This is a genomic window from Mesorhizobium silamurunense (assembly GCF_014843825.1).
Taxonomy (GTDB): Bacteria; Pseudomonadota; Alphaproteobacteria; order Rhizobiales; family Rhizobiaceae; genus Mesorhizobium; species Mesorhizobium silamurunense.
In genome coordinates, this window is sequence record NZ_JHQR01000038.1 from 1 (window position 1) to 14,847 (window position 14,847).

The 14,847-nt window shown below is 63.4% G+C and carries 15 protein-coding genes and 1 pseudogene; 13 read left to right on the forward strand and 3 right to left on the reverse strand.

The genetic code is table 11. The annotated features are described in order from the left end of the window. A pseudogene (locus tag DH10_RS03690) lies at positions 1–253 on the reverse strand (MFS transporter); the annotation flags it as partial. A gap of 48 nt (positions 254–301) precedes the next feature. Here DH10_RS03690 and DH10_RS03695 point away from each other — a divergent pair. Both DH10_RS03695 and DH10_RS03700 read left to right on the forward strand, forming a co-directional pair. Next, entirely contained in the window at positions 302–841 is a 540-nt protein-coding gene (locus DH10_RS03695; RefSeq protein ID WP_192254581.1) for an Lrp/AsnC family transcriptional regulator, read from the forward strand. Between the two features lie 193 nt (positions 842–1,034). Beyond that, complete coding sequence (locus DH10_RS03700; RefSeq protein WP_192254579.1) at positions 1,035–2,057, forward strand: LacI family DNA-binding transcriptional regulator; 1,023 nt, start codon at positions 1,035–1,037, stop codon at positions 2,055–2,057. Here DH10_RS03700 and DH10_RS03705 read toward each other — a convergent pair. Then, complete coding sequence (locus tag DH10_RS03705; protein WP_192254577.1) at positions 2,045–3,040, reverse strand: alpha/beta hydrolase; 996 nt, start codon at positions 3,038–3,040, stop codon at positions 2,045–2,047. The genes DH10_RS03700 and DH10_RS03705 overlap by 13 nt on opposite strands. A gap of 15 nt (positions 3,041–3,055) precedes the next feature. After that, positions 3,056–4,204: a Gfo/Idh/MocA family protein gene (locus DH10_RS03710; RefSeq protein ID WP_192254575.1), complete on the reverse strand. Its 1,149-nt coding sequence runs from the start codon at positions 4,202–4,204 to the stop codon at positions 3,056–3,058. Positions 4,205–4,384: 180 nt separating this feature from the next. Here DH10_RS03710 and DH10_RS03715 point away from each other — a divergent pair, with 180 nt between their 5' ends. The 11 genes from DH10_RS03715 to DH10_RS03765 all read left to right on the forward strand — a co-directional run. Further along, a complete protein-coding gene (locus DH10_RS03715) occupies positions 4,385–5,185 on the forward strand; it encodes a beta/alpha barrel domain-containing protein (RefSeq protein ID WP_192254696.1) in 801 nt (266 codons plus the stop codon). Between the two features lie 3 nt (positions 5,186–5,188). Next, entirely contained in the window at positions 5,189–6,139 is a 951-nt protein-coding gene (locus DH10_RS03720; RefSeq protein ID WP_192254573.1) for a PfkB family carbohydrate kinase, read from the forward strand. Positions 6,140–6,229: 90 nt separating this feature from the next. Further along, positions 6,230–7,375, forward strand: coding sequence for an ABC transporter ATP-binding protein (locus DH10_RS03725; protein ID WP_192254571.1), 1,146 nt, complete (start codon positions 6,230–6,232; stop codon positions 7,373–7,375). 118 nt (positions 7,376–7,493) lie between these two features. Next, the gene (locus DH10_RS03730; RefSeq protein WP_192254569.1) at positions 7,494–8,741 is read left to right on the forward strand and encodes an ABC transporter substrate-binding protein; all 1,248 of its coding nucleotides are present in this window, start codon (positions 7,494–7,496) and stop codon (positions 8,739–8,741) included. 134 nt (positions 8,742–8,875) lie between these two features. Further along, on the forward strand, positions 8,876–9,772 hold the full coding sequence (locus DH10_RS03735; RefSeq protein ID WP_192384232.1) for a carbohydrate ABC transporter permease: 897 nt from the start codon (positions 8,876–8,878) through the stop codon (positions 9,770–9,772). A gap of 5 nt (positions 9,773–9,777) precedes the next feature. Then, the gene (locus DH10_RS03740) at positions 9,778–10,620 is read left to right on the forward strand and encodes a carbohydrate ABC transporter permease (protein WP_192254565.1); all 843 of its coding nucleotides are present in this window, start codon (positions 9,778–9,780) and stop codon (positions 10,618–10,620) included. Positions 10,621–10,727: 107 nt separating this feature from the next. Continuing rightward, on the forward strand, positions 10,728–11,549 hold the full coding sequence (locus DH10_RS03745; RefSeq protein WP_192254563.1) for a sugar phosphate isomerase/epimerase family protein: 822 nt from the start codon (positions 10,728–10,730) through the stop codon (positions 11,547–11,549). A gap of 4 nt (positions 11,550–11,553) precedes the next feature. Next, complete coding sequence (locus DH10_RS03750) at positions 11,554–12,630, forward strand: Gfo/Idh/MocA family protein (protein ID WP_192254561.1); 1,077 nt, start codon at positions 11,554–11,556, stop codon at positions 12,628–12,630. Next, positions 12,630–13,448: a sugar phosphate isomerase/epimerase family protein gene (locus tag DH10_RS03755; RefSeq protein WP_192254559.1), complete on the forward strand. Its 819-nt coding sequence runs from the start codon at positions 12,630–12,632 to the stop codon at positions 13,446–13,448. The genes DH10_RS03750 and DH10_RS03755 overlap by 1 nt, the downstream gene beginning before the upstream one ends. Continuing rightward, complete coding sequence (locus DH10_RS03760; protein WP_192254557.1) at positions 13,448–14,275, forward strand: alpha/beta fold hydrolase; 828 nt, start codon at positions 13,448–13,450, stop codon at positions 14,273–14,275. Before DH10_RS03755 ends, DH10_RS03760 begins: the two co-directional genes overlap by 1 nt. Next, positions 14,272–14,847, forward strand: a 576-nt coding sequence (locus tag DH10_RS03765) for a beta/alpha barrel domain-containing protein (protein WP_192384234.1), incomplete at its 3' end; no start/stop codon positions are given. The genes DH10_RS03760 and DH10_RS03765, both read left to right, overlap by 4 nt.

The following is a 14,847-nucleotide window of genomic DNA, read 5'->3' on the forward strand; positions in this document are numbered from 1 at the left end:
GCGCGCCGATCCGGTCGATGTAGCGGGCAAGGAAAAGCGCGCTTGCCGAGGTGCCGAGGCCGAAGGCGGCGGACGCCGTCATGACCGCCGGCACGCTCGCCCCGAACGATGCCGCGACGGCCGGCGCAATCGGCCCGAGAACCAGCGAGTTCGAGCCGATGACGGCGATGCACGCAGTCAGGAGATAGGCGAGCGCCGGGATCGGCGGCCGGGGCGCCGCCACCAGAATTGCTGATTGATCGCTGTTCGACATATGATCACAATGGCCGTATTTCATTCGGCATCAATGAGGAATTCCGATATGGATGAAGAAACAGATGGCATTCAGCGGAACAGGCAACCCGCCCGCGATATCGACCCTATCGACCGAAAGATATTAGGCATCCTGGTCGACGACGCGACCATCAGCTACGCCGAGCTCGGCGATCGCGTCGGCCTGTCGCCGCCGGCGGCGCATGAGCGGGTGAAGCGCCTCAAGCGCAGCGGAGCCATCCGCGCCACGGCGGCGATCATCGATCCCAGGGCGGTGAAGAAGCCGCTGCTCGCCTTCGTGCATATCGACACCAGGGGCTGGGGCAAGACGCCGGAACTGATGGCGGTTTCCGAGTACCCCGAAGTCGAGGAGATCCATACTGTGGCCGGCGACACCTGCATGCTGCTCAAGGTGCGCACCGAGGATACGCGGGCGCTCGAAGGCCTGCTGGCGCGCCTTTACGAGACGCCCGGCGTCACCTCGACGCGCAGCTATGTGGTGCTGTCGACCTATCTCGAGCGGCCGGTGCAGCCCGGCATCACCGCCGAATGGCCGGCGCCCCGGCATATGGCAACGCCTGTCTACTAGGCGCCGCCCCCGGAACAAGCTGCACATGCATCTGGACAAAATTTACGCATGCAATAATTTCTCATAACGCGTTGAAACTTGAAAACTTGTCTGTAAACTTTCACCTTGCAGTTGCGCGCCGGCGCGCTCTATGTAGGTGCCGGGACAGCCGCATGGGACCAAGGGTTTGGATGTCCATGCCGCGAGGGTTCGAATGGCGATGACGCATAAGACGATGGAGGATTTCGCCCGTTCCTGCGGCGTATCCAGACCAACGCTTTCGAAATATTTTGACGATCCAACCAGCGTCAAGCCGGCGACCAGAAAGCGCATCGAGGAGGCGCTGCGTTCGTCCGACTACCAGCCCAACCTGTTTGCCCGCAACCTCAACCGCAAGCGCACCCGCAGCATCGGCATCGTCGTGCCGACCGTGACCGACCCGTTCTATTCGGAAATGGTCAGCCGCATCGAGCTTCGGCTGCGCGACGAAGGCTACTGGCCGATCGTCATCTCCTCGCACGGCTCGACCGAGCTCGAAGTCGAGGCGACGCGCACCATCCTGTCGCTGAAGGTCTCGGGCGCGCTCGTCGCGCCGCTCGGGCGGCGCTCCGATCACCGCACGCTGGAGAAGCTGACGCAGGCCATCCCGATCGTCTATTTCGACACCTATCTCGAAGGCGGCACGCCCTTTGTCGGCAACAACAACACGCAGAGCGTCGCGACGATCGTCGAGTACCTCTGCCGCTCCGGCGACGCGCCGGTCTATTTCGATATCCCGCATGTCAACCACAACTCGCCCGAACGGCTGGCCAGCTATGTCGCCTCGATGAAGCGGCTCGGGCATGAGCCCGTCGTCATCGGCAACACCAAGGACTACACGTGGGATTTCGAGCGGATCGGCTACGAACAGACCGAGAGGATGCTCGGCAATGGCGGCCTGCCGGGCAAGACCATCCTGTGCAACAACGACCGTCTTGCCTTCGGCGTGATGGCGGCCGCCTTCTCCCGGGGGATCAAGGTCGGCCGCAAGGCGGATTGCGACCTGCGTGTCGCGGCACATGACGACCATCCGCTGAGCCGCTACACTTGTCCTGGTCTCACCACCATGGCGCAGGATTTTGCCGCTATGGCCGGCCGCAGCGTCGAGACGCTGCTCACCCTGCTCAACGAGGACGGCACGGCGGTCGCGCCCAAGGTCAATCTCGACGCGACGCTGGTGATGCGTCAGTCGGCTTGATCTTTCGCGAAAGCGCGATCGAATTTACGCCATGCGGCAACCGCCGCCTCGACCGCCTGCCGCGATGCCGGGCCGTGGCGGCCTATCGAGACGAAGCCGTGGATCTGGCCCGGCCAGTGCTTGAGCACGACCCGCACGCCGTCGTCCTGGAGCCGCCCGAGATAGGCTTCTCCCTCGTCGGCGAGGATGTCGTGGCCGGCGATGGCGATGAAGGCCGGAGCAACACCAGCAAGGCTTTCCGCCTTCAGCGGCGAGGCGCGCCAATCACCGATGTCGGCGGCGTCGCGGATATAGTGATCGCGAAACCAGGCCATGGTCGTGGCGGTCAGCCCGAAACCCTCGGCGAAGCGGCGGTAGCTGTCCGCCGTCTGGGCGGCATCGGTGTTGGGATAGAACAGGAGCTGCGCGGCGAGCGGGATATGGTCGTCCCTCGCGAGCAGGCTGAGCACGGTGGCAAGGTTGCCGCCGGCGCTATCGCCAGCGACGGCGATGCGTTTCGCGTCGATGCCAAGATCGGCGGCGTGATCCTGCACGAAGGACAGCACGGCGCGGCAGTCTTTGACCGCAGCCGGGAATTTGTGCTCAGGCGCCAGCCGGTAATCGGGCGCGACCACGACGCACGCCGCGATGTTGGCGAACCAGCGGCAGATCTCGTCATGCGATTCGAGATTGCCGATCACCCAGCCACCGCCATGCAGATAGAGCAGCGCCGGGGCACCTGCATCAGGGGCGCCCTGCCCGCGATAAGTCCTGAGCGTCAGTGGGCCTCTGGGTCCGGCGATTGTGCGCTCATTGATCGAGCCGACCGGCTCGCGCTCGCCCTGCAGGTTTGGAAGACCCTCTTCATAGGCACGGCGTGCCTGTTCCGGCGTTGCAGCCTCGAACGGCGGGGCGCCGGCTTGCCGACCGAGGTTGAGAACCAGCCGCGCCTGCGGATCGAGCGCGAACAGGGCCGGTGTTGCAGTCAGCGGCGATGTCGTCATGGACGAACCTCTCGATCAGGCCAGCAGGCTTGCCGCTTCGTCCTCGCTGAGAAGCGGCGGCTGGTCGACGGTGCCATTGACGGCAACGGACCCGCGGCTTTCGCCCGAGGCAAGGATCGCTTCCATGATTTCCAGAACATGCAGCGCCAGATCGCCGGAGGCTCGGGGCTTCCTGCCTTCCGACAGCGACCGTGCCAGGTCGGCGACGCCGAGCATGCGGTAGTTGGCACGGTCGGGCGCGGCATAGGGCCAGTTGCGCGCGCCATAGAGCTCGCCCTCGCTCTCAAGATCCTTCCAGTCGGCGCCGCGCGCCGAGAGCGAGACGGTGCCGCCGAACGTGTCGGGATCGGGCAGCCTGAGCGAGCCTTCCGTGCCGTGCAGCTCGATCGGATGGTTGGAGTGTTTGAACACATCCCAGGAGGCGCCGAAGGTGACGGTGGCGCCAGAGCGGAATTCGAGCAGGGACAGGATGTTGGTCGGCGTGCCGACCTTGAAGCTGGTGTTCTTGAAAGGACCGTCGGCGGTGATCAGCCGCTCCTCCTGGCCGCGCGTCGCCATCGCCATGACGCGGGCGACGGGGCCGAGCAGGTTGACCAGCATGGTCAGGTAGTAAGGGCCCATGTCGAAGACCGGGCCGCCGCCGGGCTGATAGTAGAATTGCGGGTTGGGATGCCAGTGCTCCATGCCGCGTCCCATCATGAAGGCGGTGCCGGTCACGGCGCGACCGATCGCGCCCTCGTCCATCAGGCGGCGCGCCCGCCGTCCGGCGGCGCCAAGGAACGTGTCGGGAGCCGAGCCGAGCAGAACATTGCGCGCCCTCGCCTCGGCGACCAGCCGGCGGCCATCGGCGGCGGACGTCGCCAGAGGCTTTTCGGTGAAGACGTGCTTGCCGGCCGACAGCGCCGAAAACGAAATGTCGAAATGCGCCGCCGGTATCGTCAAATTGAGGACAAGGTCGATGTCCGGGTCGGCCAGCAGCGCGTCGACGCCGAGCGCGCGGATGCCATATTCCTTGGCACGGAGCGCGGCCATGTCGGCTGAAATGTCGGCACAGGCGCGCAACTCGACCCCGCCGAACAGAGCCGCGTTGCGCAGATAGGTCATCGAGATGTTGCCGCATCCGATGACGCCGATGCCGAGCTTTGTCTTTGATTTTCCGTGCATTTTCGATCGTACCTCCCAACGCGGTCATGGCCTGGCTGCACCCTTGTGCCAGCAACGGAGCACAGTCGAAAGCCGCTATACAACATTTTAATTCTTGACGCGCGTAAAATTTTTATAGAGCATGTGAAAACGCTGACGCAGCCGGATTTTGAAATCAAACGATTGGGGAATTTTGAACTCATGAGCCTAGGAACCAAGGTGCGGCTTGCGCGCCTCTTCTCACATCCATCGGGGAACCTTTTTGGCGGCGCGGTCGACCACTTCGTCGGCTATGGCGACGTGCGCAAAGGCGGCCTAGCCGACCTGCCGGGCGCGCTCGCACGCGTCATGGCGGGCAAACCTGACTACGTCAGCATCCAGCCTGGCACAGCGCGCCATCTGTGGCCGCAATATGCAGGCAAGGCTTCCCTGGTGATTCAGGCGGGCTGCTTCACTCCGGACGATCGCATCAGCGAGTTGATCGCGACGCCCGAGGATGCGGTGCGCGCGGGGGCCGATGCGTTGGCGGTGGCCATTCCCGTGCGCGGCGCGACCGAGGGCAAATACATTCGCTGGCTGACCGATTCGGTGAATGCGGCGGCCCGCTACGGCATGCCTGTGGTGGCGCATATCTACCCTCGCGATTTCACCGACGGCGCAAAAATCGTCTTCACCCCCGATGAGATCGCCTATGCGGCGCGCATCGGCTACGAGTCCGGCGTCGACGTGATCAAGATCGGCTACACAGGCGATTTCGAGTCGTTCCGAGATACCGTCCGGACCTGCCCGGTGCCGGTTGTGATCGCGGGTGGTCCGAAGACCGATACGCTGGTCGGCGCGCTTCAGCAGACGGCGGACGCCATCCGTGCCGGCGCACGTGGTGCCGTGGTCGGCCGCAATCTCTGGGGGCATGGCGATCCGCAGAAGGCAGCGCTTGCCTTTCGCGGCGTCATCCATGACGGCCTTTCGGCGCAAGACGCTCTGGCGAAGGCGGGTGCCTGAACGATGCCCACCGTCCCCTCGATCCTCGGCTTCGGCGCTATTGCGATAGACGACATCGTCTATGTCGATCAGCCGTTGTCGGCGGGCAAGGGGAAGGTCCTGCAAAGTGCCCGCGCTTTCGGGGGAAATGTCGCGACGGCGCTGGCCGCCGTCGTGCGGCTCGGCGGAACCGCCGGGTTCGTCGGATGGCTGGCCAGTGCCGCTGACGACGCCGTGCTGTGCGATCTCGTTGCGAGTGGTGTTGAAACCGCATTCGCGCCGCGCCACCCGGATGCGCGCCCGGTGCGCTCTCGGATCACCGTCGGCTCGGATGGCGAACGGTTCATCGCGTATGACGACGATGCGATGCTGGGCACTGCTCCGGACTTTCCGGACGATATCCTCAGCCGCGCGACCGTCCTGATCGTCGATAGCTACGCGATCCGGTCGCTGGATGTCGTGGCCCGGGCTCGCGATCTCGGCCTTGCGATCCTCGGCGATATCGAATGGAGCAGTGGCCCAGCCACTGAGCGGCTGATCGCGCTCTGCGACCATCTCATTCTGCCACTCGGCTTTGCGCGGACTGCCACGGGGTGCCGGTCGCCCGCCGAAATGCTCGACGCATTGTGGTTGCCGTCGCGGTCCGCCGTGGTTCTGACCGATGGTGGCAGGGGCGTGTACTACCGGGGGCGTGAAGAGACAGGTCTCTGGCACCTGCCCCCGCACCGGGTTGTGGTCGTCGATTCGACCGGCGCGGGTGACTGCTTTCATGGCGCCTATGCCCATGCGTTGACGCGCGGAGCCGGCACCGCAGGCCGGGTGGCATTCGCGGCCGCGGCGGCGGCCCTTTCGATAACGGGGCGCGGCGGGCGCGAGGCGCTTCCGACCGACGACCAGGTCACCGAACTCCTGGCATCGTCGAACGCGCTATCGGCAGTCGAACTGAAAAAGGCGCAGCTCGATACCGGAACATAGCTTGAAACGATCCGAGGGAACATTTCGCAGGTGAACATAAGCCGAGGAAAGCCATAAAAATCATTGGCTTACACTTGTGGAGGGAGGAATATGGCAGAAGTCATTCTTGAGAATATCTGCAAAACCTACGGGAACAATTTTCGCGCAATCGACCAATTGAACCTGTCGGTCGAGGACGGCGAGTTCTTGATTCTCGTCGGGCCGTCCGGATGCGGCAAATCCACCGCGTTGCGAATGATCGCGGGATTGGAGGACATCACCAGCGGCAGCCTTCGGATCGGCGGAGTCGACGTCGTCGACATGCCGCCCAAGGACCGCGACATCGCGATGGTCTTCCAGAGCTACGCGCTCTACCCGCATATGACGGTGTTCGAAAACATCGCCTTTTCGATGCGCCTGGCAGGCAAGCCGAAGGCCGAGCGCAAGAAGCGCGTGGACGAGATCGCCAAAACCCTTCAGCTGACGTCTTTGCTGGACAGCAAACCCGCGAACCTTTCAGGCGGACAGCGCCAACGGGTTGCCATGGGCCGCGCTATGGTGCGCGAGCCCGCCGCCTTTCTAATGGACGAGCCCCTTTCCAACCTGGACGCAAAACTGCGTGTTCAAATGCGCGCCGAAATCACCAGCCTGCAAAAGCAGCTCGGCGTCACGACCATATACGTGACCCACGACCAAATCGAAGCGATGACGATGGGCGACAGGGTCGCGGTTTTGAAGGGCGGCGTGCTGCAGCAGGTCGACACACCCAAGAGACTGTACGAGGCGCCGGTGAATGCCTTCGTCGCCGGCTTCATCGGTTCTCCGTCGATGAACCTCTTCGAAGCGACCCTGAAGGGCGGCGAGCTCGTTTTTCGCGACTTCGCGATCCGGCTGCAGGATGCAGCTTTCGTCGGCAGGCCGGCCCTGAGGTCCTATGAGGGGCGCAAGATCGTGTTCGGCATACGGCCGGAGGATCTTTACGACAGCAGCCTCGAATCCGGCCGCAAGTATCAGACGATACCGGCAAAGGTGACTTCGATCGAAGAGCTCGGCTCTGAACATATCGTCCACCTGAACATCGATGCGGTCCGGGTGGACTCCGGCGATCCGGACGCGGTGGAGGATTTTGGCCTGGCATCGAACGCGGTGGCGAGATTCGAGCCGGCCAGCGCCATCCACTCCGGATCGGAAATCCGGTTGGCCGTGGATGATGGCAAGTTCCATTTCTTCGATCCCGAGACGCATCTGGCGATCTGAAGATCTGCAGCAGACCGCAGGCGAGAGCGAGGCGCCTGCGAGAGATACTCGCAAGAAGGCTTCTGAATAACCAGGCGATCGTCCGCATTGTGCGGTCGATCTTAAGAAGGAGGAGAAAATGATGTTTCGGATACAACCCGCGATGCTGAAAATAGCCGCGGCCGCATGGTTGCTCGGTGCAACCAGCGCCATGGCGGATACGACGCTGGAATTCACCCAATGGTGGGAGCCCGAATTGCCGGCCGGCTCGCTCAGGGCAATCATGAATGACTTCGAGGCTGCAAACCCCGGAATCAAGGTGACGCTGGTCAGCGGCCCTTATGCGACCACGCGAGACCAGATCTCGGTTGGTGCCGCAACTGGAACGCTTAGCGACGTCGTCGGTCTCGACGGCGCCTGGGTGAACAATCTGAACGCGCAGAATGCGCTGGCCGACATGAACCCGATGATGGATGCGAGCGGGTTCGACAAGACCCAGGTCGCGGATATCATCAAGGTGGACGGCAAGGCGGTGATGTTTCCCGTGGCTTCGTTCGTCTATCCGGTCTTCGTGAATTTGGACCTCGCCGCCCAGGCGGGCGTCACCAAGCTGCCGTCGACCCGCGCGGAGTTTCTCGAAGCCGCCAAGAAGATGACCCAGGCCGACAAGAACCAGTATGGCTGGGTGCTACCCCTGTCGCTGCAAACGCCGTCCGGCGTCCAGAACGACATGATGTCGTGGGTCTGGGCCTCGGGTCAATCGATGATGGCTGACGGCAAGCCGGCCCTCGAGGGCAAGCCGGTGGTGGACATGCTCACCTTCCTCAAATCGCTCAACGACGCGGGCACCATCTCGCCCGGCATCGCCACCAAGACCGAACAGGAAAAGGTCGAGGAATTCGTCAACGACCGGGTCGGGATGATGATCGACTCGCTCGCGCATGTGAACCTCATCCGCAAACGCAATCCCAAGCTGAACTTCGACCTCATCCCGGTCCCGGTCGTGGAGAACTACAACGGCAAGCGCGGCCTTCCCTATGCCTCCTGGGGCATCGGCATCTCCGCGGGCTCGAAACATCAGGAGGAAGCCTGGAAGCTCGTCCAATATCTGATGAGTGAAAAGGTGAACGCCAAGCTCGTGTCGCTGGCCAACGCCTTCCCGGGCAACGTCAACGCCAAGCCCGATTTCGTGACCTCCGACAAGGCTTTCGGCAAGGCTTTCGAGATCTTCAAGACCGGTTATCTTGCCAATGAGTTCACGGGCCTGCCGGTGGCGGAAGACCTGATGACCCAGTTCGACGTGGAAGCCCAGAAGATGCTCACCGGCGAGCAGTCTCCGGAACAGGCCGCGGCCAACGCTCAAAAGGGCTGGATGGCGAAATTCTGATCGGCCTGTTTCCTCGTTTTCGATCTTCGACCGGGGGGCCTGACTTCGGGCCTCCCGGTAACAACGGATCGGCAATGTGAGACGGACCTGTTTCCGAAGCCCCTTCTCTTGAAGGCGTATCCCAAGGTTGGCATATGCCCCGGCAGAAGCGCTCCCGCCATAGACTGAAACGAGCGGTCGCACCCTATCTCTACCTGTCGCCCTCGCTCCTCATAATCGGCCTGCTGATGCTGCTGCCGATGGTGACGGTGATTGGCTATTCGTTCCAGAACAGCGCAGTGCTGCGTCGGGACCCGTCCTTTGCCGGACTGAAACACTACCAGGCGATCTTCAACGATCCCGTGTTCTGGGCTTCGCTGTGGCACACACTCTACTTCACATGCATGAGTGTGGTTTTCCACATGACCATCGGCATGGTCTTCGCGCTCATGCTGAACAGCGACCGCATCAATCCGACGCTGCGCAATGTCCTGCGCGTGCTCTACATTCTGCCCTGGCTGTTCACCGCGGTGATCATCGCGGTGATCTGGCGCCTGCTGCTCGAGCCGAACGGTGTCGTCAACAGCGTGCTCATGCAGATGGGCATCATCGGTTCCAAGGTCGAGTGGTTCTCCTCGCCCGAGACCGCGCTGCACGCCGTCACATTCGCCAATATCTGGGCGGGCTACCCGCTTTTCATGGTCAGCCTGCTCGCAGGCTTGCAGGGCATTCCCAAGGATTTCTACGAAGCCGCCGATATCGACGGGGCGAAGGCCTACCAAAAGCTGATCTTCATCACCATCCCGCAGCTGATGCCGATCATCATCAGCATCTCGCTGCTGGATTTCATCTGGACGATGCAGGTCTTTCCGTTGATCTGGATAACGACGGGCGGCGGTCCGATCTACTCGACCGAGGTCCTCAGCACCTACACGTATAAGCTGGCGTTTTCGAGCTACAACCTTTCGCAGGCATCGGCGAGCGCCGTGGTCATCCTGCTGATCTCTCTCGGCCTGACGCTGTTCTACATCCGCTATCAGAAGGCTCGGTAGTCACCATGAGGAAAAGGCACACGCCGAAAGACAGGCTGATCACCGTCGCGCTCCATGTCGCGCTTGCCGCGGGGCTGTTTTTCGCGGCCTTCCCGATCTACTGGATGCTGAGCAGCTCGTTCAAGTCGAATACCGAAATCTTTGCCCTGCCGCCAACCGTCCTGCCGAAGGCCTTCACGCTGGAAGCCTATGCGGCCATCCTTGGCGACCCGGTAAAGCTGCGCTTCTTCTTCAACAGCTACTTCGTGGCCGGAGCGGTGACCGTGCTGACGGTGCTGATCGCCTTGCTGGCCGCCTATGGGTTCAGCCGTTTCAATTTCCGCGGCAAGGGCAGTCTCAACACACTCATCATCAGCACACAGACGATCCCGCCGATCACGCTTTTGATCCCCTTCTTCGGGCTTGTCGTCTCGTATGGCATCTTCGACACCTACGTCGCACTGATCCTGACTTACCTGGTGTTCACGCTGCCCTACGCGATCCTGCTGATGACGGGATATCTGAACACCTTGCCCCGCGATCTCGATGAAGCGGTGGCTGTCGACGGTGGCAGCAGCTGGACCGCACTCTGGCGGGTGATCGTCCCGATTTCACTGCCTGGTATCGTGGCGACGTCGGTCTACACCTTCCTGTTGTGCTGGAACGAATTTCTCTTTGCCCTGACGCTGACGAAGTCAACGTCCATGCGCACCGTCCCGATCGGCATCCAGCTGTTGATGGGGCAGCACGCCTTCGAATGGAACCAGATGATGGCGATGAGCGTGCTCGGCTCGCTACCGCTCCTGCTCATCTACCTCGTCGCCCAGAGGTTCTTCCTCGCCGGCATGACCGCGGGCTCGGTCAAGTAGGATGTCCGTCCCACGGAGAACTGATGGTTTAGGCCGCGGATCGAAATCGATGGATTGGACCTTCTCTGCTGGCAGGGCCTACGCAGATGGAATCAAGGAATGAAAGGATGAACGTGAAAGACCTCAAAGTCGGCTGCCAGACCTTCACCTGGGAAATGCTCGGAGACCGTTTTGCCGGCGGCCCCGACGACCTGCTCAAAGCGATCGCCGATGGCGGCTACGCCGGCATCGAGATCACCGACACGATGATCGGCCGCTATGCCGGCAAGCCGGCGGAGTTTGCTACCGCGCTGAAGGCATCCGGCCTGACGCTGGTCTCCTTCGCCTTTGGTTCGAACAGCGGCTTCACGCTCAAGGACAAGATCGGCGCCGACCTGGCGACCGCCAGGCGCTGGATCGACTTCGCCGCCGCCTTCCCCGGTGCGCTGGTGTCGATGGGCTCGGCGACCGTCGTGTCGGACGGTCCGCGCGACGACAAGTTCGCCATTGCCGCCGAGGTCTACAACAAGGCCGGCGAGATCGGTCGCGAGGCCGGCGTCCAGGTCGCGGTGCATCCGAGCTCGCACCACAACACGCTGCTCTACGACCGCGCCGACTACGACCGGATCTTTGGGCTGCTCGATGCTTCGCTGGTCGGCTGGGTGCCGGACACCGGCCACATCCTGCGCGGCCACAAGGACATGGCCGACACGCTCACCACCTACCGCGACCGCATCCGCTACGTGCACCTAAAGGACGTCGATGCGAACGGCACCTGGGCGATGCTCGGCAAGGGTGTCTGCGACACGGCGAAGGTGATCGAGATCGCCAGTGCCGCGCCCAACTTCAACGGCTGGCTGGTGCTGGAGGAGGAGTCCGAGACCGCCGCCGCCGATCCGGCCAGCGCGGTCAAGACCAACCGCCAGACCATGCGCGGCTACGGAGCCTGAGACGATGATCCGCAAGAAAGACGGTCGCCTTCGTGTCGGTGTGCTCGGCTGCGGGCCGATCGCGCAGTTCGCGCATCTGGAATCCTGCGTGAAGGCGAGCAACGCCGACCTCTATGCGATCTGCGACGCCGCGCCCGATCTGCTGGCACGCATGGGCGCGACCTACGAGCCGCAGAAGATGTATGGCGACTTTGATGCGATGCTCGCCGACCCTGAACTCGAGGCGGTGATCGTCGCCACGTCGGATGCCTATCACGTGCCGATGTCGATCAAGGCACTGGAAGCCGGCAAGCATGTGCTGTGCGAAAAGCCGATCGGCGTCTCGGTCGAGGAAGGCCAGAAGCTCGCCGATGCGGTCAAGCGCTCCGGCAAAGTGCTGCAGGTCGGGCACATGAAGCGCTTCGATCCGGCGCTGGAAGCAGCGCGCGATTTCGTCCGCGACGAGATGGGCGAGATCCTGGCGCTAAAAGCCTGGTATTGCGATTCCACCCACCGCTACACCAACACCGATGCCGTGCAGCCGCTGCCTATTACCAGCAAGCTGGCGCGGAAGCCGTCCGGCAATCCGAAGGCGGACCTCAGGCAATATTTCATGCTGGCGCATGGCTCGCATCTGGTCGACACGGCGCGTTTCCTTTGTGGGGAGATCACCGCTGTGCGCGCACGGCTTAACGAACGCTTCGGCGCCTATTGCTGGTTCGTCGAGGCCGAATTCGCCAACGGCGCGCTCGGCCATCTCGACCTCACCGTCGCCGTGCGCATGGACTGGCACGAGGGTTTTCAGCTCTATGGCGAGAACGGCTCGGTGATCGCGAAGACCTTCAATCCCTGGTACTTCCGCGCGAGCGAGGTCGACATCTTCCACGAGAAGGACGCGACCTCGCGCAAGCCGCTCGGCGCCGATGGTCATTTCTTCCGCCGCCAGCTCGAAGGCCTTGCCGAGACCGTCCTCGACGGCAAGCCGATGCGCGGCGCCAATGTCGAGGACGGGCTAGCCTCGATCCGAGCCATGGTGGCGATCGCGCGTTCAGTCGAGAGCGGCGAGCGCGTCGAGATCGCTAGCGTGACGGGAGCGGTCTGATGCAGGTCGGGGTGTTCGCCAAGACCTTTCCGGGCAGCGACCCGGCCGGCGTTTTAGCCGCCGTGCGCGATGCGGGCTTTGCGGTCACCCAGTTCAACCTAGCCTGCGCCGGCCTGCCGTCGATGCCCGACGCGGTTCCGGATGCTGCGATCGACGCCATCGATGCCGCCGCCAAGACTTCAGGCATAGGTCTCGTTGCGCTGTCGGGCACCTACAACATGGCGCATCCGGACAGCCGGGTGCGCGACGATGGACTTCGGCGGCTCGCGATCATCATCGAGACAGCGGCCAAGCTTTCGATCCCGCTCGTCACGCTCTGTGCCGGAACGCGCAATCCTGACGACCAGTGGGCGCACCACCCCGACAATGCCGATCCTTCGGCCTGGGCCGACATGGCGCGCGAGATGGAAAAGGCGCTTCAGCTCGCCGAGCGCCACGGTGTCGATCTCGGCATCGAGCCGGAGCAGGCCAATATCGTCACCTCGGCCGACGACGCGATGCGGCTGATCGCCGAGATGGGCTCTAAGCGGCTGCGCATCGTGCTCGATCCCGCCAATCTATTCGAGCGGGCCGATCCGGAAGCAGCGCGCGCCATCGTTGCCGAGGCGGTCGAGCGCACGGCAGGTCATGTCACGCTTGCGCACGCGAAGGATCGTTTCGCCGATGGTCGCTTTGCCACAGCCGGACAGGGCGTGGTGAACTTCGCCGACTTCATTGGCCGATTGAAGGCCGTCGGCTTCGATGGGCCGCTGGTGACGCACGGGCTCTCCGCCGAGGAAGCGCCCGGAGTTGCCCGTTTCCTCGGGGAGCTGGTGTGATGTCGGGCCGGATTGCGCTTCCTCGCGACGGCGCGACGCTGTTGGCCACCGACACGGGCGAAGGCCCGGCAGTTGTGTTCCAGCACGGGCTGGGCGGCGGCGAGACGCAGGGCGCGCAGACTTTTCCTCCCGGCTTCCGCCGCATCACGCTGGAATGCCGCGGCCATGGTGGCTCCGGGCTTGGCGAGCGGCGGCCGTTCTCATTCGAGATGTTCACCGATGACGTTCTGGCCGCTGCCGACCAGGCCGGCCTCGACCGCTTCTTCGCCGGTGGCGTCTCGATGGGCGCGGCGATAGCGCTACGCCTCGCCTGCCGCCATCCGCGGCGCGTCGCCGGCCTGATCCTGGTGCGGCCGGCATGGATGTTTTCCGCCGCGCCGCAAAACATGGAGCCAATTGCCGAGGTCGCCGAGCTCATCCTCGAACACGGGACCGACAAGGGGCGGACGATCTTCGCGCAATCCGAGACCGCGTCGCGTCTCTATCACGAGGCGCCCGACAATCTTTCCTCGCTGCTCGGCTATTTCGACCGGCCCGACGCCAAATCGTTCGCGCGAGTGCTGGCCGACATCGCCAGCGACGGACCCGACGTTTCCGAACGCGACGCGGCCGCGCTCGACATTCCGGCACTTGTCATCGGCAACGAAATCGATGCCGTGCACCCGCTGTCGACCGCCTACACGCTTGCGGCCGCGATACCCGACGCGGTCTTCGCCGAGATCACGCCCAAAGCGCACGACAGCGCGAAGCATTTCGGCGAGTTGCATACGCAGATCAGTTCCTTCCTCCAGTCCCATTCGAATGCCCGGAGCCTCATTCCGTCATGACCGCCAAACCCCTCTCCGGCCCCGCGGCAATCGCCGCACTGCCGCGCAACCGGCTTATCGGCGAGTTCTCGCTGTGGTCGGCGGATCTCGTCAATATGGAGCGCGACCTGAAGCGCATCGAAGCCCATGCCGACCTGCATCACATCGACGTTGCGGATGCCCGCTTCACCCCCGGCTTCCTGTTTTTCCCCGACCTGGTGGCGCGCATCGCCAAGCTGACGGCGAAGCCGATCCATGTGCACCTGATGGTCGAGGCCGAAATCGTCGAGGTGCAGACGCGCCAGTTCATCGAGGCCGGCGCCGACCTCGTGACTGTCCACGCCGAGAACGGCGAAGCGGCCTTGAACGCCGTAAAGCTGGCGCATGAGCTCGGCGCCGAGGCCGGCGTGGTGCTGCGGCTGGAGACGCCGGTTTCCGCCATCGTGCCCTTCCTGCCGCACGTGGCCTTCGCGACGCTGCTCGGCACCTCGATCGGCGTCAAGGGTCAGAGCCTGTCCGAAAAAGCCTGCCCGCGCCTGATCGAGGCGCGCGCGCTGATGCGGAAGGCCGGCCGCGAGGCCGACATCCTGCTC

Excerpts from the sequence above, each read along its gene's own strand:
- DH10_RS03695 (WP_192254581.1), top strand. The coding sequence starts at position 302 with ATGGATGAAGAAACAGATGGCATTCAGCGGAACAGGCAACCCGCCCGC.
- DH10_RS03700 (WP_192254579.1), top strand. The coding sequence starts at position 1,035 with ATGGCGATGACGCATAAGACGATGGAGGATTTCGCCCGTTCCTGCGGC.
- DH10_RS03705 (WP_192254577.1), bottom strand. The coding sequence starts at position 3,040 with ATGACGACATCGCCGCTGACTGCAACACCGGCCCTGTTCGCGCTCGAT.
- DH10_RS03710 (WP_192254575.1), bottom strand. The coding sequence starts at position 4,204 with ATGCACGGAAAATCAAAGACAAAGCTCGGCATCGGCGTCATCGGATGC.
- DH10_RS03715 (WP_192254696.1), top strand. The coding sequence starts at position 4,385 with ATGAGCCTAGGAACCAAGGTGCGGCTTGCGCGCCTCTTCTCACATCCA.
- DH10_RS03720 (WP_192254573.1), top strand. The coding sequence starts at position 5,189 with ATGCCCACCGTCCCCTCGATCCTCGGCTTCGGCGCTATTGCGATAGAC.
- DH10_RS03725 (WP_192254571.1), top strand. The coding sequence starts at position 6,230 with ATGGCAGAAGTCATTCTTGAGAATATCTGCAAAACCTACGGGAACAAT.
- DH10_RS03730 (WP_192254569.1), top strand. The coding sequence starts at position 7,494 with ATGATGTTTCGGATACAACCCGCGATGCTGAAAATAGCCGCGGCCGCA.
- DH10_RS03735 (WP_192384232.1), top strand. The coding sequence starts at position 8,876 with ATGCCCCGGCAGAAGCGCTCCCGCCATAGACTGAAACGAGCGGTCGCA.
- DH10_RS03740 (WP_192254565.1), top strand. The coding sequence starts at position 9,778 with ATGAGGAAAAGGCACACGCCGAAAGACAGGCTGATCACCGTCGCGCTC.
- DH10_RS03745 (WP_192254563.1), top strand. The coding sequence starts at position 10,728 with ATGAACGTGAAAGACCTCAAAGTCGGCTGCCAGACCTTCACCTGGGAA.
- DH10_RS03750 (WP_192254561.1), top strand. The coding sequence starts at position 11,554 with ATGATCCGCAAGAAAGACGGTCGCCTTCGTGTCGGTGTGCTCGGCTGC.
- DH10_RS03755 (WP_192254559.1), top strand. The coding sequence starts at position 12,630 with ATGCAGGTCGGGGTGTTCGCCAAGACCTTTCCGGGCAGCGACCCGGCC.
- DH10_RS03760 (WP_192254557.1), top strand. The coding sequence starts at position 13,448 with ATGTCGGGCCGGATTGCGCTTCCTCGCGACGGCGCGACGCTGTTGGCC.